The 18,910-nt window shown below is 46.9% G+C and carries 16 protein-coding genes; 14 read left to right on the top strand and 2 right to left on the bottom strand.

What is annotated here, in order from left to right:
* Positions 1-19 precede the first annotated feature (19 nt).
* The 7 genes from pheS (at position 20) to AOT13_RS17985 (ending at position 7,364) form a co-directional block, all read left to right on the top strand.
* Positions 20-1,054, top strand: a complete 1,035-nt coding sequence (gene pheS, locus AOT13_RS18015) for a phenylalanine--tRNA ligase subunit alpha (RefSeq protein WP_003248705.1) — start codon at positions 20-22, stop codon at positions 1,052-1,054.
* A gap of 16 nt (positions 1,055-1,070) precedes the next feature.
* The gene (gene pheT / locus AOT13_RS18010) at positions 1,071-3,485 is read left to right on the top strand and encodes a phenylalanine--tRNA ligase subunit beta (protein ID WP_003248707.1); all 2,415 of its coding nucleotides are present in this window, start codon (positions 1,071-1,073) and stop codon (positions 3,483-3,485) included.
* A gap of 159 nt (positions 3,486-3,644) precedes the next feature.
* Positions 3,645-4,427, top strand: coding sequence for a hypothetical protein (locus tag AOT13_RS18005; protein ID WP_003248708.1), 783 nt, complete (start codon positions 3,645-3,647; stop codon positions 4,425-4,427).
* 4 nt (positions 4,428-4,431) lie between these two features.
* Positions 4,432-4,812, top strand: coding sequence for a GntR family transcriptional regulator (locus tag AOT13_RS18000; RefSeq protein ID WP_003248710.1), 381 nt, complete (start codon positions 4,432-4,434; stop codon positions 4,810-4,812).
* Positions 4,809-5,507 carry an ABC transporter ATP-binding protein gene (locus tag AOT13_RS17995; protein ID WP_003248711.1) on the top strand — a complete coding sequence of 233 codons (699 nt, stop codon included), beginning with the start codon at positions 4,809-4,811 and terminating at the stop codon, positions 5,505-5,507. Before AOT13_RS18000 ends, AOT13_RS17995 begins: the two co-directional genes overlap by 4 nt.
* Before the next feature lie 2 nt (positions 5,508-5,509).
* Positions 5,510-6,424, top strand: a complete 915-nt coding sequence (locus tag AOT13_RS17990; RefSeq protein WP_003248713.1) for an ABC transporter ATP-binding protein — start codon at positions 5,510-5,512, stop codon at positions 6,422-6,424.
* On the top strand, positions 6,417-7,364 hold the full coding sequence (locus tag AOT13_RS17985) for an ABC transporter permease (RefSeq protein ID WP_003248715.1): 948 nt from the start codon (positions 6,417-6,419) through the stop codon (positions 7,362-7,364). Before AOT13_RS17990 ends, AOT13_RS17985 begins: the two co-directional genes overlap by 8 nt.
* 314 nt (positions 7,365-7,678) lie before the next feature.
* Here the strand turns inward: AOT13_RS17985 and AOT13_RS17980 are convergent, their stop codons facing one another.
* Complete coding sequence (locus AOT13_RS17980; protein ID WP_003248717.1) at positions 7,679-8,245, bottom strand: Uma2 family endonuclease; 567 nt, start codon at positions 8,243-8,245, stop codon at positions 7,679-7,681.
* A 143-nt stretch (positions 8,246-8,388) separates the two neighbouring features.
* Between AOT13_RS17980 and AOT13_RS17975 the strand changes: the two genes are divergently transcribed.
* The 3 genes from AOT13_RS17975 to AOT13_RS17965 all read left to right on the top strand — a co-directional run bounded on the left by AOT13_RS17975 (position 8,389) and on the right by AOT13_RS17965 (position 12,721).
* Complete coding sequence (locus tag AOT13_RS17975) at positions 8,389-8,841, top strand: MarR family winged helix-turn-helix transcriptional regulator (protein ID WP_003248721.1); 453 nt, start codon at positions 8,389-8,391, stop codon at positions 8,839-8,841.
* A complete protein-coding gene (locus AOT13_RS17970) occupies positions 8,838-11,960 on the top strand; it encodes an MMPL family transporter (protein ID WP_003248723.1) in 3,123 nt (1,040 codons plus the stop codon). Before AOT13_RS17975 ends, AOT13_RS17970 begins: the two co-directional genes overlap by 4 nt.
* Positions 11,961-12,058: 98 nt before the next feature.
* Entirely contained in the window at positions 12,059-12,721 is a 663-nt protein-coding gene (locus tag AOT13_RS17965) for a type 1 glutamine amidotransferase domain-containing protein (RefSeq protein WP_003248724.1), read from the top strand.
* Between the two features lie 125 nt (positions 12,722-12,846).
* Here the strand turns inward: AOT13_RS17965 and rnhC are convergent, their stop codons facing one another.
* Positions 12,847-13,755, bottom strand: coding sequence for a ribonuclease HIII (rnhC, locus tag AOT13_RS17960; protein ID WP_003248726.1), 909 nt, complete (start codon positions 13,753-13,755; stop codon positions 12,847-12,849).
* 120 nt (positions 13,756-13,875) lie between these two features.
* Here rnhC and zapA point away from each other — a divergent pair, with 120 nt between their 5' ends.
* The 4 genes from zapA (at position 13,876) to AOT13_RS17940 (ending at position 18,909) form a co-directional block, all read left to right on the top strand.
* Positions 13,876-14,139, top strand: coding sequence for a cell division protein ZapA (gene zapA / locus AOT13_RS17955; RefSeq protein ID WP_003248728.1), 264 nt, complete (start codon positions 13,876-13,878; stop codon positions 14,137-14,139).
* Between the two features lie 4 nt (positions 14,140-14,143).
* Positions 14,144-14,683 carry a CvpA family protein gene (locus tag AOT13_RS17950; RefSeq protein ID WP_003248730.1) on the top strand — a complete coding sequence of 180 codons (540 nt, stop codon included), beginning with the start codon at positions 14,144-14,146 and terminating at the stop codon, positions 14,681-14,683.
* Positions 14,684-14,782: 99 nt separating this feature from the next.
* Entirely contained in the window at positions 14,783-16,501 is a 1,719-nt protein-coding gene (gene polX / locus AOT13_RS17945) for a DNA polymerase/3'-5' exonuclease PolX (RefSeq protein ID WP_042384487.1), read from the top strand.
* Between the two features lie 53 nt (positions 16,502-16,554).
* A complete protein-coding gene (locus AOT13_RS17940; protein ID WP_042384489.1) occupies positions 16,555-18,909 on the top strand; it encodes an endonuclease MutS2 in 2,355 nt (784 codons plus the stop codon).
* The last annotated feature ends 1 nt before the right edge of the window (position 18,910 follow it).

Raw genomic sequence — 18,910 nt, 5'->3', positions numbered from 1 at the left:
AGAAAAGGAGGAGTTTTCCATGAAAGAACGGCTGCAGCAGCTTCAACAAGAAGCGCTCAAAAAAATTGAACAAGCCAGTGACTTGAAAGCACTCAATGAGGTGCGCGTCGCTTATCTTGGCAAAAAAGGGCCAATTACGGAAGTGCTCCGCGGCATGGGATCATTATCGCCAGAAGAGCGCCCGGTCATCGGTGCGCTCGCCAACGAAGTGCGGCAAGCGATCCAAAGCGCGCTAGAAGCAAAGCAAGCGAAGCTCGAGCAAGAAGAAGTCGAGAAAAAATTAGCAGCGGAAGCGATTGATGTCACGCTTCCAGGCCGCCCAATCAGAAGAGGAAATCATCATCCGCTTACGCGCGTCATTGAAGAAATCGAAGACTTGTTCATTGGCATGGGCTATACGATTGCCGAAGGGCCGGAAGTGGAAAAAGATTATTACAATTTTGAAGCGTTGAACTTGCCAAAAGGCCACCCGGCGCGCGATATGCAAGATTCGTTCTACATTACCGAAGAAATTTTGCTCCGTACCCATACGTCGCCGGTGCAAGCGCGCACGATGGAAAAACATCAAGGGCGCGGGCCGGTGAAAATCATTTGCCCGGGAAAAGTGTACCGCCGCGACAACGATGATGCGACACACTCGCATCAATTTACGCAAATCGAAGGGCTTGTCGTCGATGAAAACATCCGTATGAGCGATTTAAAAGGAACGCTTCGCGAATTTGCCCGCAAAATGTTTGGCGAAGACCGTGAAATCCGTTTCCGCCCAAGCTTTTTCCCATTCACTGAGCCATCGGTTGAAGTCGATGTGTCCTGCTTCCATTGCGGCGGCCATGGCTGCAGCGTCTGCAAAGGGACAGGATGGATTGAAATTTTAGGCGCCGGCATGGTTCATCCAAACGTATTAGAAATGGCCGGATTTGATTCGAAAAAATATACCGGTTTCGCATTTGGCATGGGGCCGGAGCGCATTGCCATGCTCAAGTACGGCATTGATGACATTCGGCATTTTTATCAAAATGACATTCGTTTCTTGCAACAATTCCATCGCGTATAAAAGGGAGGTTTGACTGATGTTTGTTTCGTATAAATGGCTGCAAGAATATGTTGACCTTACGGGAATCACCGCAAAAGAACTGGCCGACCGCATTACGAAAAGCGGCATTGAAGTCGAAAGTGTGGAAGTATTAAATAAAGGGGCAAAAGGGGTTGTCGTCGGGCATGTTCTTGAGCGCGAGCAACATCCAAACGCCGATAAATTAAGCAAATGCCTCGTCGATATCGGCGAAGGTGAGCCAGTGCAAATTATTTGCGGCGCCCCGAACGTCGCCAAAGGGCAAAAGGTAGCGGTGGCAAAAGTTGGCGCCGTTTTGCCGGGCGGCTTGAAAATTAAACGGGCGAAGCTGCGCGGCGAAGAATCAAACGGCATGATCTGTTCCTTGCAAGAGCTCGGCATCGAATCGAAATTAGTGCCGAAGGAATACGCTGATGGCATTTTCGTTTTTCCAAGCGACGCTCCGGTTGGCGCCGATGCGCTGGAATTATTAAATTTAGACGATGAAGTATTAGAGCTTGGACTTACGCCAAACCGCGCCGACTGCCTCAGCATGATCGGCGTCGCCTATGAAGTGGCGGCGATTTTAGGCCGCAACGTAAAGCTGCCGGTCACCGAGATTCAAGAAAATGGCGAAAACGTTCACGATTATATTTCTGTGCGCGTCGACGCTCCGGAAGACAACCCGGTATATGCGGGGCGCATTGTGAAAAACGTGAAAATCGGCCCGTCGCCGCTTTGGATGCAAGCGCGCTTGATGGCGGCAGGGATCCGTCCGCATAACAATGTCGTTGATATAACCAACTACATTTTGCTTGAATATGGACAGCCGCTTCATGCGTTTGACTATGACCGGCTTGGCTCGAAAGAAATTGTCGTGCGCCGCGCGAAAGCAGGCGAAACCATTGTCACATTGGATGATACGAAGCGCACATTAACAGAAGACCACCTTGTGATTACAAACGGTACGGAGCCAGTGGCGCTGGCTGGCGTGATGGGCGGCGCGAATTCTGAAGTGCGAGATGACACGACAACGGTGTTTATCGAATCCGCTTATTTCACAAGCCCTGCCATCCGCAAAGCGTCGAAAGACCTTGGTTTGCGCAGTGAAGCAAGCACGCGCTTTGAAAAAGGCATTGACCCGGCGCGGACAAAAGAAGCGTTAGACCGTGCGGCCGCGTTAATGGCTGAGTACGCTGGCGGCGAAGTCATTGGCGGTGTTGTCGAAGTGAATACGTTAAAAGAGCAAGAAGTGACGGTTACCGTTACGTTAGACCGCATTAACCGCGTGCTTGGCACAGCGATTACAAAAGACGAAGTGGCGGCGATTTTAACCAACTTGCAATTTGCGTTTACGGAAAATAACGGAACGTTTACGATTACAGTCCCATCACGCCGCCGCGATATTTCGATTGAAGAAGATATTATTGAAGAAGTAGCGAGATTATATGGCTATGACCGTTTGCCGGCAACATTGCCAGTCGCGGAGGCAAAGCCGGGCAAATTGACGCCGTATCAAGCAAAACGCCGGCAAGTGCGCCGTTATTTAGAAGACGTTGGTCTTTTCCAAGCGATTACGTATTCTCTGACAAGCGCGGAAAAAGCGACGATGTTCGCGCTAGAAACGGCGGAACCGATCCGCTTGGCGCTGCCGATGAGCGAAGAGCGCAGCGTTCTTCGGCAAAGCCTCATTCCTCACCTTTTGGAGGTAGCGAGCTACAACCGCGCGCGCCAAGTCGAAAACATCGCCGTCTATGAAACAGGCGCGGTATATCTGGCAAGCGGCGAAAACGAACTGCCAAGCGAAAAAGAGCGTCTCGCCGGAATCATAACAGGCGTATGGCACGCCCACTTATGGCAAGGAGAGAAAAAAGCGGTCGATTTCTATGTTGCAAAAGGCATTTTAGACGGCTTGTTTGAATTGCTTGGTTTAACGAATCGCATCGAATATAAGCAAGCGAAACGGGAACATATGCATCCGGGACGCACCGCTGATATTTTGCTCGATGGCAAGACGGTCGGCTTTGTCGGCCAGCTTCATCCGGTTGTGCAAAAAGAGTACGATTTAAAAGAAACATACGTATTTGAACTTGCCTTGGCCGACTTGTTAAACGCGGACGTGGAGGACATCCGCTATGCGCCAATTCCGCGTTTCCCATCGATAGCGCGCGATATTGCGCTTGTCGTTGATGAAAACGTCGTTGCCGGCGAATTGCAAAAAGCGATTATCGAAGCGGGCGGCAGCTTGCTTAAGGAAGTGTCCATTTTCGACGTATACAAAGGAGACCGCCTTCCAGACGGCAAAAAATCGATCGCCTTCTCGCTCCGTTACTATGATCCGGAACGCACATTAACCGATGAAGAAGTGACCGCTGTTCACGAGAAAGTGATCCAAGCGGTAAAACAACAATTCGGCGCGACATTGCGCGGATAAAACAGCATCCCCTGTCTTATGTGGAAGCATAAGGCGGGGGATTTTTTGCAAGTTGCATAAAGAATAAGCGGAATTTTTTACTGAAAAGGTTGACGTTTTATTTTGAACTAGTGTACTATGTAACTAGAACACTAATTCACTATTACTGGAGGAGAAAGAATGAGTCCGTGGGTTGGCTTATTAAAAAAAGAATGGCGCATCTCTAAACTGTGGATATTCACTACGGTCGGCATCGTGATTGCCGTTAATATAGTGGCATATTTATTGTCCCTAAAATACGATGAGCCGCTGGTGATGTTTGTTCCATCATTGATTGTCACATGCCTGCATGATTTTTATATGTTGATGTTTATGGCTCTCAGCTTGCAAACAGAAGCGAAGCGGCTTCATTTATGGCTTCACACCCCGCAGCCGGCATTTCGCTTGGTGGGCGCCAAACTGGTCATCGCGTTTGGGAGCATGCTTATTTCCTTGTTTGTTTCGGCGCTGTTTACTTACATAGCCTTGCTTGCGGTAAAAGAGCGGTATTTCCACGCAAAAATGTGGAATCATGCGCTTTTTATCGAAAAAGGTGCGCTTGTCGTTCTGTCTATTATGCTGCTGTCTATCCATATTGCTATCTTGGGTTTGCTTTATTGGGTGATTTACCGCATCTGTAAACAAATGATTCCGAAGATGGCGTGGCTGGCCGTTACGCTGGCTTATTTTCTGATAGGCTGGCTGTTTTTGTCGTTTATGCAAACGGACGTATACGAATGGCTAACAGAATGGGGAAAAATCGCGGTGCCGGGGGCTGTGTTCAAGTACGATGCAGCTGAAGGATGGATAATGATCGAAAAGATGGAAATGATGCCAATAGGCGTCATCGTTTTTTACGGTATGATGGATGTCCTCATATTTTGCGCTTCTGTTTGGCTAATTGACAGAAAAGTTGAGGTGTAAAGACGTGGTCGAGGAGTTTGATACAACGAAACCGATATATATGCAAATAATGGAAATGATAAATAAAAAAATTGCCCGAAACGAATGGAAGGCGGGGGAGAAGCTGCCGTCTGTCCGCGAGATGGCAGTGAAAACAGGAGTGAATCCGAACACGATACAGCGCACATATAGCGAATTGGAAAGGATGGGGATTGTGGAAACACGGCGCGGTCAAGGAACGTTTGTCACGGAAAATGAAGAAGCCATCGGGCGGTTGCGTGAGAAGTTGAAGCAGGACATTGTCGATGACTTTATCCGAAACATGGCGGAGCTTGGGTTTACGCTGGACGATATGATCGCCGCATTGAAAAACTACAAAGGGGATAAAGAAAGGGGAGAGCAATGATTCAATTGGATCATGTGACAAAAAAGTTTGGCGACGTTACGGCGCTAAAGGATGTTTCGTTAACCTTGGAAAAAGGGAAAATCATTGGTGTCCTTGGCGCAAACGGCAGCGGCAAATCGACGCTTTTAAAGTTAATCGCCGGATTAGTTTCGCCAACGGCAGGAAATGTGTTTGTTGACGGTGAAAAAGTAACGAGGAAAATCAGCAGCAAAGTCGTGTATTTATCGGAGCTGGACGTCTATTATGATAGTTTTACGGTTCAAGATATGATTGAGTTTTACGCATCGCAATTTAGCGATTTTCGAACAGAAAAAGCGCGTAACATCTTAGCGTTTATGCAAATTGATCCGTCTAAAAAATTAAAGCAACTATCCAAAGGCGGGCGGGGGCGCGCGAAAATCGCTTTTGCGCTAGCGCGGGAAGCGCCGGTTTTATTAATGGATGAACCGCTGTCCGGACTTGATCCGATGGTGCGCGAATCGATCATCAAAGGACTTGTTTCATTTGTCGATCTGGAACGGCAGACGATTGTAGTGACAACGCATGAAATCAATGAAATCGAGCCGCTGCTCGATGAAGCCGTTTTTCTCCGCGACGGCATGGTGGCGGAACACGTTCATGTCGATGAATTAAGAGAAACAAACCGCGACAGTGTTGCAAGCCGGCTGAAAAAAATGGATAAGGGAGAGGAATGACCATGAATCCGCTTTTGCAATTGAAAAATGTCAGGAAAGATATCGGTAAAAAAACGATTATCCACGATTTGTCGCTTGAAGTATTTGCAGGGGAAGTGTTTGGCTTTCTTGGGCCGAACGGCGCCGGGAAAACGACGACGATCCGCATGATTGTAGGACTGATGGGAATTACTAGCGGCGAAGTGTTGATTAATGGAATCAGCATTCAAAAAGATTTTGAAAAAGCGATTCAACATGTTGGAGCCATTGTCGAAAATCCGGAAATGTATAAGTTTTTGACAGGGTATCAAAATTTGCTTCATTACGCGCGCATGACAAAAGGAGTAACAAAGGAGCGAATCGATGAGGTCGTCCAACTAGTCGGTTTGGAAAAACGAATCCATGACAAAGTAAAAACGTATTCGCTTGGCATGCGGCAACGGCTGGGATTAGCGCAGGCATTGCTTCATCGTCCTTCTTTGCTTATTTTGGATGAACCGACAAACGGGCTCGATCCCGCCGGCATCCGCGAAATCCGCGACTATTTGCGCAAGCTGGCGAAAGAAGAAGGGCTGGGAATCGTCGTCTCGAGCCATCTTCTTTCCGAAATGGAAATGATGTGCGACCGGTTTGCGATTATTCAACATGGGAGATTAGTAGGAATTGAATCAGTTCAAGAACTGTCCAAACAAGCGGAAAAAGTGCTGCTTACTGTTGAGCCGATGCAGCAAGCGCTAGCCGTGATCAAACATGCTTATCCTCATATGAACGTCACGCCGACAAAACAAGGAATTGAAGTTTCGCTTGATTACGAGGAAATACCAAATTTAAATGCTGCGCTAGTATCCGAACATATTAAAGTATATGGGATTCAAGTTCTGACAAAATCGCTGGAAGAAAGATTTTTAGAAATGACGGGAGGAAACGAAATTGTCTAACATTCTTTCACTTATTCAAAATGAAAATATGAAAATTTACCGCAGGTTTGGCACATGGTTTATGATCGGCCTTCTTGCATTGTCGGCATTAGCGGGAGCATTGATTATAAATGCAACATATAAAGAACCGGCAAACTGGAAGGCGGAGGTTGCTTCGGAGATAAAGGGAATAGAAGCCCAGCTTTCTGAAGAAAAGCTGCCGAAAATGTATAAAAATCATCTCGAACAGCAACTGAAAATCAATGAGTATCGCCTCGAACATAATATAAAACCTTTGGCGTCCAATACGTTTTGGGGATATTTGGTGAATTCAGCAGACATTATTGCGCTGATTACGCTGTTTACGATTATTGTGGCGGCAGGAAGCGTGGCGAGCGAATTTTCGTGGGGAACGATCAAGATGCTTCTCATTCGTCCCGCCAGCCGCTCGAAAATTTTGCTTTCGAAATACATCGCCACCCTGCTGTTTGCGCTTAGCATGCTGCTATTGTTGTTTGTTGTCTCAGCTGCCGTTGGCGCGGCTGTTTTTGGAATGGAAAACATCCGCGAACCATATTTAGCGTATCAAAATGGAGCAGTTGTTGAGAAAAGCATGCTTCTTCATGTGATGCAAGTATATGCACTCAATTGCGTTGATCTTGTTATGATGGCGACCTTTGCGTTTATGATATCCGCGGTGTTTCGCAATCATTCGCTTGCGATTGGACTGGCGACGTTTGCCCTGTTTGTCGGACCGCAGATTACGGTGTTTCTTGCCATGAAATTTGACTGGGCAAAATATTTGTTATTTGCCAATACGGATTTGACGCAATATATTGATGGAATGCCGCTTGTCGAAGGAATGACGATGTCATTTTCCATTATGATGCTGCTTGTTTATTTTGTGCTGTTTAACACGCTGACATGGTTTATTTTTCGAAAACGGGATATTGTGGCGTAATGCTTTTCCTATCTTGAACGACGAAACAAAAAAGGATGTCACTCTTGCCAAAGGGCTGGCATCCTTCATGATATTTTTGCGATAGTGATGCCGCAGGAAGAATATGGTATAATAAATACAAATGAAGAAAGATAATAGTGCAGAAATAGCCGGCGTGACAGGCATTGGAAATGTTCGGAAAGCAACACTGTCGGTATTGAACTGGTAAAAAATCTCCTTCCTTTCATCTGTTGGGGTGTGAAAGGGGAACTTAAGTTATTTACTTGATATAAACCGAAAAATAGCCGATAATGGCGATATCTCGTTTCAGTGCTCTATTCTGTTTGGAAAAATATAGAGCTTGCTTCAACGGTTAAGTCAGGAAAAACGAACGACGTTAACCGTTGACCTTTGCCGAACACCTCTCTTTTTTTAAAAAAACTGTCTTCGCGCCCAAATACTTCGATTGTTTGATAAACCGGATCAACAATCCAGTATTCTTGGACGGCAAATTTTTCATATAGCTTGAATTTCTCGTTTCTGTCTTTTAAGGCGGTTGACGGGGAAAGTACCTCGATAACTAGTGTTGGAGCGCCTAAACAGCCATTTTTTGTTAACTGGTGTTTATGGCAAATAACAGAGATGTCAGGCTGAACGACATGGGGTGCATGTTCGTAATCGTCATCGCTTGAAAATCGAACATCAAACGGAGCAATCGCTACATAGCAATGTTTATTTTGAAAATAGGAACGCAATATAAACGACAGCTCAACTATGGCGAATTGATGCTCCCATGTCGGAGATGGACCCATATGATACGCAACGCCGTCAATAAGTTCCCAACGTCCTTCCCACTGAAGGTAGTCTTGATACGAATACGGCTTGGATGGTTCTCGCTTCATTTTCGATCCTCCCGCACTTTCCTTCATTATATCATTCTTCTTGGCAAAAAAGAAAATCTTCTCGGTTGACTTTTCTTCGCAGAGATTGTTACATTGTTTAATAGTTAAATAGTTAAACTATTTTTGCAAAGAGGAGTGGTAGCTTGCGGTATGGAAACATTGATGATTTAGTTGAGCGGTATTTGTCTGTTTTCTTTATCGTGATGAGAAAAGCAACGGCACTTGTCCAATGCGAGCTTGACGAAGATATGACAAACGACCAATATTACTTGCTCCGTGACATAAAAAAGAAAGGGAAATGCACATCTACAGAGCTTGCGTCCGTATTTGGCGTAAGCAAAAGCGCAATTACAGCGATGACGAACCGCCTTGTCGAAAAAGGGTTGCTTCAGCGCACGCGCGATCCAAATGACCGCAGGGTTGTTTATTTGACGCTGACAGAACATGGAGATGAATGGATCACGAAAGCAGAAGACAAAGTTCATAAACTGGTCGAATCGCTCATCGCTAAATTTTCCGAAGAGGAAATTGAAGCGTTTATTCAAACGTATGAAAAGTTTGCCCGCATTTTGCAGGAGATGGAGGGAGCACCGTGAGAAAAATCATTAAAGGGAAATGGTTTATATTGTTGGCGTGGCTTGTCGCTGCTGTCGTTCTTATGGTGACGGCGCCGAACATGGCTGACCTTGTCCGCGAGAAAGGGCAGCTTAGCGTGCCAAAAGGATACTCCTCATCCCTTGCGATTGATATTTTAAACGAGATGCAAAAGAAGGAGAATAAAGAAAACGAGCTGTCCACCGCGCTTGTGTTTTACCGCAAAGGCGGATTGACGGACAATGATTGGAAGGAAGCGCAGCGCGCCATTAGGCAACTGGAAGCGCAAAAAGACAAACTTGGAATTACCGAGATAATTTCTCCGTTTACAGAGAAGGAATTGAAAGATCAGCTTGTTTCAAAAGACGGCACGACGATTTTAACGTCGGTGAAACTGGAGCGGAACGGACGAAGCGCAAAGGCAATAAGCAAAGCGCTTTACAAAGCGATTGATGATATTTCGGTCGAGCATTATTACACGGGAGGCTGGCTGGTTGACGAAGACGTCGTCGTCAGTTCGCAAGAAGGGCTGAAAAAGACGGAAGGCATTACCGTTGTGTTTATTTTAGTGGTGCTGCTTATCGTGTTCCGTTCGTTTGTCGCGCCGCTCATTCCGCTTGTGACGGTCGGGATGACGTATTTAGTATCACAATCGCTTGTCGCGTTTCTTGTTGATCAAGTGAATTTTCCGCTGTCTACGTTTACGCAAATCTTTTTAGTTGCCGTGCTGTTTGGGATTGGGACGGACTATTGCATTTTGTTGTTAAGCCGGTTTAAGGAAGAGCTTTCACAACATGAAAGTATTGCGGATGCGATTATCGCCACATACCGCACCGCGGGAAAAACGGTGTTGTTCAGCGGAATCGCCGTGATGATCGGATTTGCGGCGATTGGATTATCGACATTTAAGCTGTATCAGTCGGCTGCCGCGGTCGCCGTCGGCGTGGCGGTGCTGCTTGTTGCGCTGATGACGTTAGTGCCGTTTTTCATGGCGACACTCGGCCCGAAATTATTTTGGCCGGCGAAAGGGAATTTAGAGCATAAACAAAGCCGCTTGTGGGATGCCGCTGGCCGTTTTGCGTTTGCAAGACCGCTTATCGCGTTAGGAATTGTTGCGGTCATCACCGTTCCGGTATTAGCAACGTACGATGGCGATTTATCGTTTGATTCGCTTGAAGAGATTGGGGATGATTACGCATCTGTTAAGGCGTTTAACATCATCGCCAAAAGCTTTAATCCTGGCGAAGCGATGCCGACGCAAATCGTCATGAAAAATGATGAAGCGCTGAACTCGCAAGAATATTTCGCATTAATCGAAAAAATCAGCCGCGAAGTCGAGAAAGTCGATGGCGTGGACAAAGTGCGTTCCGTCACGCGCCCGACGGGGGAGCCAATTGAACAATTGCTTGTTACGGAACAAGCGAAAAGTTTAAAAAACGGCCTTGGACAAGGGAAAGAAGGCATCGAGAAAATCAGCTCAGGATTAAATCAAGCGAGCGGGCAGCTTTCCGCTTCCGCGCCAAAATTAAAACAAGCGACAAACGGTATTGGCCAGCTTGTTTCAGGAACGGAGCAGCTGAAAGCAGGTGTCGGTGACTTGCAAAAAGGGCTTGCGCAAATTGAACAAGGCATTCGCAGCGGATCGCTGGGAGCTGGCGAAATCAAAAAAGGATTGGCAACCATCCGAGACAATGCGAAAAAATTGCAACAAGGCGCTGAACAATTGCTGCAAGGATATGAAAAGGCAGGAAGCGGCCTCGCTTCGCTTGCCGACCAGTATGAACGGCTGCAAAGTGGCATGAATGCCTTGTCACAACAATTGTCAGCGGTGAGCACATCATTGAACCATATCGAACAAACGCATCCAGAGTTGCGGCAGGATACGGAATATCAGCAAACAAAAATGGTTGCAGCAGGATTGGCGAAACAATCCCAGCAGATGGCTGCCGGTTTTGCACAATTAAATACCGCACTGAAACAGGTAAGCGCTGGGGTGCGTCAAGCGAACGACTCGTTTGCGCAGCTCATCGGCGGCCAAAAAGCGTTAATTGACGGAATGGCCAAACTGATCGCAGGGCTTGATGAGCTGCAAAAGGGGATGGATAAAGCGGCAAACGGGCAGCGCCAAGTCATTGAGCGCCTGCCGCAATTGGCGAATGGTTTAAGCGAAGTGAACACCGGGCAAAAACAGTTGCTGCAAGGATTTTCGCAATTAGACGGGCAAATGAATCAATTAATTACAGGGCTTGATCAGAGCGCTGCTGGCCTTCGCGAAGTGTCGAAAGGTCTCGGTACCGCACAAAGCTATTTATCCGAGCTCTCGGCCTCGCCAAACGAAGAAATGACAGGCTGGTATTTGCCAAAACAAGTGCTTGAAAGCAAGGAATTTGCCAAAGCGCAAGATGCGTTTATGTCGCAAGATAAAAAAATCGTCACATTTGACGTGATTTTTGATGAAAATCCGTATTCGACGTCAGCATTGAATAAAATAGATGATATTAAACAAGCGGTCGCGCGCGCGGTCAAAGACACAAAGCTGGAAAACGCAAAAGTTGCCGTTGGCGGAGTGACAAGCATTTATTCTGATTTGCATGCGATTTCGTCTGCTGACTATTCCCGCACTGTTGTGCTGATGCTTGCCGGCATTACGCTTATTTTGATGATTTTGCTCCGTTCATTGATTATGCCGATGTATTTAATTTTATCGCTCATTTTAACGTACTACACATCGATGGCCGTCACAGAGCTTGTTTTCGTCAACGGGCTTGGTTATGCCGGTTTGAACTGGGCGGTATCGTTTTTCGCATTTGTCATCTTAATCGCGCTTGGCATCGACTATAGCATTTTCTTGATGGACCGTTTCAACGAATACCGCGACATGCCGGTACAGGAGGCAATGCTTATCTCGATGCGCAACATGGGAACGGTCATTATCTCAGCGGCTGTCATTTTAGGCGGAACGTTTGCGGCAATGTACCCGTCCGGCGTCCTATCGCTTTTGCAGATCGCAACGATCATCCTTACTGGGTTAATTTTATACGCGCTTGTTGTGCTGCCGCTGTTTGTCCCTGTGATGGTCAAAACGTTCGATAAAGCAAACTGGTGGCCGTTTATAAAGTAAAAAGACCGGCTTCATGGCACGAGAGCATATTTGTTGTTTATTTTTCAAAAGGTGTTCTATGATAAAAGTAACGTTTCAAATAAAGGGAGGAATCCTGTATGGCAAAACGTGTGCTAATGGTTGTCACCAATCATACAACGATCACCGATGACCATAAAACAGGGCTTTGGCTCGAAGAATTCGCCGTTCCATACCTTGTATTTAAAGAAAAAGGCTATGACGTGAAAGTGGCGAGCATCCAAGGCGGGGAAGTGCCGCTTGACCCGCGCAGCATCGAAAAAAAAGATCCGGCTTGGGCAAAAGCGGAAGAAGAGTTGAAAAACACCGCCCGCTTGAGCAAAGACGATGCGTCCGGTTTTGATGCGATTTTCCTTCCTGGCGGCCACGGGACGATGTTTGATTTTCCAGACAATGAAACATTGCAATATGTTTTGCAACAATTCGCTGAAGACGGAAGAATCATTGGCGCCGTTTGCCATGGGCCGTCCGGTCTTGTCAATGTGACATATAAAGACGGAACGCCGCTTGTCAAAGGAAAAACGGTAACCGCGTTTACGGACGAAGAAGAGAAAGAAGTGCAATTAGACCAATACATGCCGTTTTTACTTGAGTCGACATTGCGCTTAAGAGGCGCCAATTTTGTCCGCGGGGAAAAATGGACAGATTTCTCCGTGCGCGACGGCAATTTGATAACAGGACAAAACCCGCAGTCAAGCCGAAGCACGGCGGAAAAAGTAGTGGAAGCACTGGAAGAAAAATAATGTATTGATCAAACTACCGCTTTGTGCGGTAGTTTTTTATTGAATGCGGGCAAAAATGCAGCTATGGAAAGGAATGTAAGACAAGGTAAGGACGGGCTGTTTTCCTTCCTGCAAGTCCGACAATTTCATTGTTGTTTGGCAATTTGCACCGCTTTTTTCGTATTGGCAAAATGAAGCTTCCCGCACAATTCAAGAATTGCCGGCCCGTGCATTTGCATAAGCTTAGCGGCGGTTTGATCGACTTGTGCCCCTGCTCCTTTTGGCAATGTCATGCCGACTTTTTGGCTCAGCCGCTCCATTTCCTGCAAAAATACGTAGCGGGCAATGATGGAAGCGGCAGCCACCGCAATATGAACCGTTTCTGCTTTCGGATAACAATACACACGATCGCGGACGATGTTTGTTTCACCTTCGAGGTAACGAAAATATAAGTCCCGTTCAATAAATTGGTCAATAATGATAGCTTCCGGCTTGATAGGAGAAAGTCGTTCCATCAGCATGGCAATGGCTTTATTATGCAACAGCGCTTTTATTTTTGTTTGCGGCATGCCGCTTCTTTGCCAGTCGTTGTACTTTTGGTTTGCGAGAATAACCGTTTGGTGCGCGATATGGTTCATCAGTGCGGGGGCGATCCGGCGGATCGCTTCATCGGTTAATTGCTTTGAATCTTTTACTCCCATTGCCACGATCGTCTCGATTTGCTCTTTGGCGACATATGCGGCGGCAACGACAACCGGCCCGAAATAATCTCCCGTTCCGACTTCGTCGGAACCGATTGCTGATGCGGCAGACAAACGGGGTTGCGGGGCTGCTGCTTTCTTTTGTTCCGATGGTTCCAGCCATTTCGCGGCTTCTTGTTCCGCTGCTTTTCCTTGAAACAATACTTTCCCTGAACGGTAAGCGGTAATCGTGCAGCCCGGCCGCTTAGCAACGAACAAAGCGCCCGCAGGAAGGTGTTCTGTTATATCAGAAGCGTAATGATTCCGCATCTGTTCAAGCAGCGCTGCTGATGCCGCGATAACGTGATTCGCCATGTCCATTCACTCCTCATTGACATCGTTTTTTCTTAGGCATATCTAGTAGTCGTATCTTTTCATTATATCAGCATTCATGTTATGATAAACAATAGGATTTTGAAGAATGGGGGAAATCATTTGGCGGAGCAACAAAAAACGCGGGTGACAGTCGATATATACGGACAGCAATATACGATCGTTGGCACGGAAAGCTCAAGTCATATCCGCTTAGTGGCATCGATCGTCGATGATAAAATGCGGGAAATTAGCGAGAAAAACCCGACATTGGACATTAGCAAACTAGCGGTGCTGACAGCGATCAACATCGTTCACGATTATATAAAATTAAAAGAAGAATATGATCGGCTTTTGCAAAAACTAAGCAAAGAAAAGGATGAGTAACGGAATGGTCGATCTTCTTTTGCTTTTTATCCTTTTCATGGGATTTATGATTGGCTTGAAACGCGGCTTTATTTTGCAATTTATTCATATGGCAGGTTTTGTGATTGCGTTTGTCGTTGCGTATTATCATTATGAAAAATTAGTGCCGGCACTCCGGTTATGGATTCCGTATCCGACGTTTGGCGATTCAGAAACGGCGAAATTGTTGTTTGAAAGCACCCATTTGGATGACGCGTATTATCGAGCGATCGCATTTGCGATTTTATTTTTTGCGGCGAAAATCGTGCTGCAAATTATCGGATCGATGCTTGATTTTGTGGCACAGTTGCCAATTCTTCGCAGCATTAACCGCTGGGCTGGCGGAGCGTTAGGATTTGTCGAAGTGTACTTAATCGTGTTTTTGATTTTATACGTTGGCGCGCTTATTCCGATTGAAAGCATCCAAACGAAGATTCAGCATTCTTTTATGGCAATGGCCATTGTGAAACATACTCCATTCTTGTCGGATATGTTGAAACAAATGTGGATTCATTATATGGGGTAGCAACTTCTCTATATTTATAGGGAAGTTTTTTTGTACTTTTTCATCAAAAACTTGTATTATGTTTCATAGTGGGCTGTACGTTATAAGGTGGTGAGTATCATGAAAGGAAATAAAAAAGATGTCATTCGTCTGCTGGAGACGATTGCGTTATACATGGAAATAAAAGGAGAAAATCCGTTTAAAATCGCGGCGTTCCGCAAAGCGGCGAGCGCGTTGGAAGCAGATGAGCGTAGCATTTCGGAAATAGAAGACTTCACCGCGATTGCAGGCATAGGAAAAGGCACGTCAAGCGTTATTCAAGAATTTTTGGAAACGGGCGCATCAAGCGTGCTGGAACAATTGAAACAGGAAATTCCGGACAGTTTGCTTGTGCTGCTGCAGCTTCCCGGACTTGGCGGCAAGAAAATCGCCAAATTGTATCAAGAGCTGGGGGTTGTCGATATTGCTACATTGAAAGAAGCTTGCCTTTCCCAAAAAGTGCGGCAGCTTCCTGGGTTCGGCAAGAAAACGGAAGAAAAGCTCTTAGCTGCGATTGAAGAAATCGGATCCCGCCCGGAACGGCTTCCGTTAGCTTTTGTGCTGCCAATTGCCGAAGAAATAGAACGCCAGCTCGAAAAGATGGAAGGAATCGCTCGTTTTTCCCGCGCTGGCAGCTTGCGGCGCATGAAAGAAACCGTGAAAGATTTGGATTTCATCATCGCGACGAACGAGCCGCGGCTTGTGCGGGAACAGTTATTGAAACTGGCAAATGTCTCTGGCGTCATCGCCAACGGCGATACGAAAGTGTCTTTGCAGCTTCGTTATGAGTATGACATTGCCGTTGATTTTCGTTTAGTGGCACCAGAGCAGTTTGCCACGACACTTCATCATTTTACGGGATCGAAAGAGCATAATGTGCGCATGCGGCAGCTGGCAAAAGAGCGCGGCGAAAAAATAAGCGAGTACGGAGTAGAAAATGTGGATACGGGGGAAGTTAAAACGTTTGCGGATGAACAAGCGTTTTTTGCCTATTTTCACTTGCCATTTATCCCGCCAGAACTAAGGGAGGATGGAACGGAAGTCGACCGCTATCGTGACAGCTATCCGCTTCTTCGCCTTTCCGACATTCAAGGAGATTTGCATATGCATTCAGCTTGGAGCGACGGGGCGTGCTCGATTGAAGAGATGGCAGAAGCGTGCCGGAAGAAAGGCTACCGTTATATGGCGATCACCGATCATTCTCAATATTTGAAAGTGGCGAACGGCTTAACGGTGGAGCGGCTTCGCAGGCAGCGCGAAGAAATTGAACGGCTAAATGCGAAGTATGATGATTTTACGATTTTGGCTGGCGTGGAAATGGATATTTTGCCAGACGGAACGCTTGATTATGATGATGATGTTCTCGAAGAGCTTGATTTTGTTATCGCTGCGATTCATTCAAGTTTTTCCCAGCCGCGCGATGTGATTATGAAGCGCCTCACTGCCGCGCTGCGCAACCGCCATGTTGATTTGATCGCCCATCCGACAGGGCGGCTGATCGGAAAACGGGACGGATATGACGTAGATATTGACATGCTTATTGAACTGGCGCGGGAAACGAATACGGCGCTTGAGTTAAACGCGAATCCGCACCGCCTTGATTTATCCTATTCTTATTTAAAGAAAGCGCAAGATGCCGGAGTCAAAATCGCGATTAATACCGATGCCCACCATCTGGATATGCTTGACCATATGAGAATAGGAGTCATAATAGCAAGAAAAGGCTGGATTCGCAAGGAAACGGTAATCAATACATGGTCTCTGGAAGAGTTGCGCAGCTTTTTGCGGCGCAAACGGTAAACAAGATTAGAAAACGAATTTGCCGACAATTTTCAGATGGAGGTTTTTCATCCGTGCATACAAGAGTGCTTCACATACTGGAATTTGATAAAGTCAAAGAACAATTGTTAGAACATGTGTCTTCGTCGTTAGGAAAAGAAAAAGTGGAAAAGCTGCTTCCTTCTTCGCGTTTGGCGGAGGTTGTTAACTGGCAAGAAGAAACCGATGAAGCGGCAGCTGCGTTGCGTTTGCGCGGGCATGTTCCGCTTGGCGGCATTGTGGACATCCGCGCAAGCCTCAAACGGGCGAAAATCGGCGGAACGCTTAGTCCGCATGAGCTTTTAGATATTGCCAGCACCATTTCCGCAAGCCGGCAGTTAAAGCAGTTTATTGAATCACTGCACGAAGAAAAAGAGGAGTTTCCGCACTTGGCAGGCTATGCGGAAAAACTTGTCGCGCTTCCGGAAGTGCAGCAAGCGATTGAGCGCTGCATTGACGACCATGGCGAAGTGCTCGATCATGCGAGCGAACGGCTGCGTTCCATCCGCCAGCAGCTGCGAACGACGGAGGCGCGGGTGCGTGAAAAATTGGAGAGCATCATTCGTTCGCCATCAGCGCAAAAGATGTTATCCGATGCGATTATTACGATTCGCAACGACCGCTACGTCATTCCAGTAAAACAAGAGTACCGCGGCGCTTACGGCGGCATCGTCCATGACCAATCGGCTTCGGGGGCGACATTGTTTATTGAACCACAAGCGGTGGTGGAACTAAACAACCAGCTCCAAGAAGCGCGTGTCAAGGAAAAGCGGGAAATCGAGCGGATTTTAACCGAATTGACCGGCATTGTCGCCGGACACGCCGAAGCGCTTCTTGAAAATGTTGGCATATTAGCGCAACTTGACTTTATTTTCGCCAAGGCGAAATATGCCAATAAGCTGAAAGCGACAAAGCCTGCCTTGAACGACCGCGGCTATATCCGGTTATTGCAGGCGCGCCATCCGCTCATTGATCAAGAGGCCGTCGTCCCGAATGACATTGAGCTTGGCAAAGACTACACAACAATCGTAATCACCGGCCCGAACACCGGCGGAAAAACAGTCACATTAAAAACGATCGGATTGTTAACGTTGATGGCGCAAGCCGGTTTATTTATTCCGGCGCTGGATGGTTCGGAACTGGCTGTGTTCCGTTCCATCTATGCCGATATTGGGGATGAACAATCGATTGAACAAAGTTTAAGCACCTTTTCTTCCCATATGGTCAATATTGTCGAGATTTTGCGCGATGTTGATCATGAAAGCCTCGTTTTATTCGACGAATTGGGTGCGGGAACCGATCCGCAGGAAGGAGCGGCATTGGCGATCGCCATTTTGGACGAAGTGCATGGCCGCGGAGCGCGGACGGTGGCGACCACCCATTATCCGGAATTGAAAGCGTACGGGTACAACCGCGACGGCGTCATTAATGCAAGCGTCGAATTTGACACCGAAACGTTGCGCCCAACGTATAAGTTATTGATCGGCATCCCCGGGCGGAGCAATGCTTTTGAAATATCGAAGCGCCTCGGACTGGATGAGCGCATTATCGAACGGGCGAAATTGCATATTAGCGCAGAAAGCAACAATGTGGAAAATATGATCGCTTCGCTGGAACAAAGCAAAAAGCGGGCAGAGGAAGAACTGAAAAGAGCGGAAGAAGCGCGCATGGAGGCAGAACAGCTGCGCCGCGACTGGGAGCAAAAATGGGAAGAGCTTCATGAAAAACGCGAGGAAATCATAGAAGAAGCGAAACGGAAAGCAGCCGATATCGTTCGTTCCTCCCAGCAAAAGGCGGAGCGGATTATCCATGAGCTCCGCCGAATGCAACAAGAAAAACAGGCGGAAATTAAAGAACATGAGCTGATCGAAGCGAAAAAACGCCTCCAAGAAGCGATGCCAACATTGGAGAAAAAGAAAAAAGAACGGAAAAAACAGGCGACTCATTCATTTCAGCCTGGCGATGAGGTAAAAGTGATCAGTTTAAATCAAAAAGGATACCTTGTTGAAAAGGTTTCTGATGATGAATGGCAAGTGCAGCTCGGCATTTTAAAAATGAAAATCAACGAACGGGATTTAGAATATATCGGCAGCGCGCCGAAAACGGAGACAAAGCCGCTTGCCACAGTTAAAGGGAAAGACTATCATGTCGGATTGGAGCTTGACTTGCGCGGAGAACGGTACGAAGATGCGCTCGCCCGTTTGGAGAAATATATCGATGATGCGCTTTTGGCAGGATATCCGCGCGTTTCGATCATTCACGGAAAAGGGACGGGAGCGCTCCGCAAAGGGGTGCAAGAATTTTTGAAGACGCACCGCGCTGTGAAAAGCTTTCATTTTGGCGGTGCGAATGAAGGAGGAACAGGGGTAACGATTGTCGAATTGAAATGAT

Origin of the sequence: Parageobacillus thermoglucosidasius, from assembly GCF_001295365.1 — a bacterium.
Classification (GTDB): Bacteria; Bacillota; Bacilli; order Bacillales; family Anoxybacillaceae; genus Parageobacillus; species Parageobacillus thermoglucosidasius.
The sequence above is the reverse complement of the archived record's forward strand: the minus strand, read 5'-3'. Positions and strand labels throughout refer to the sequence as shown.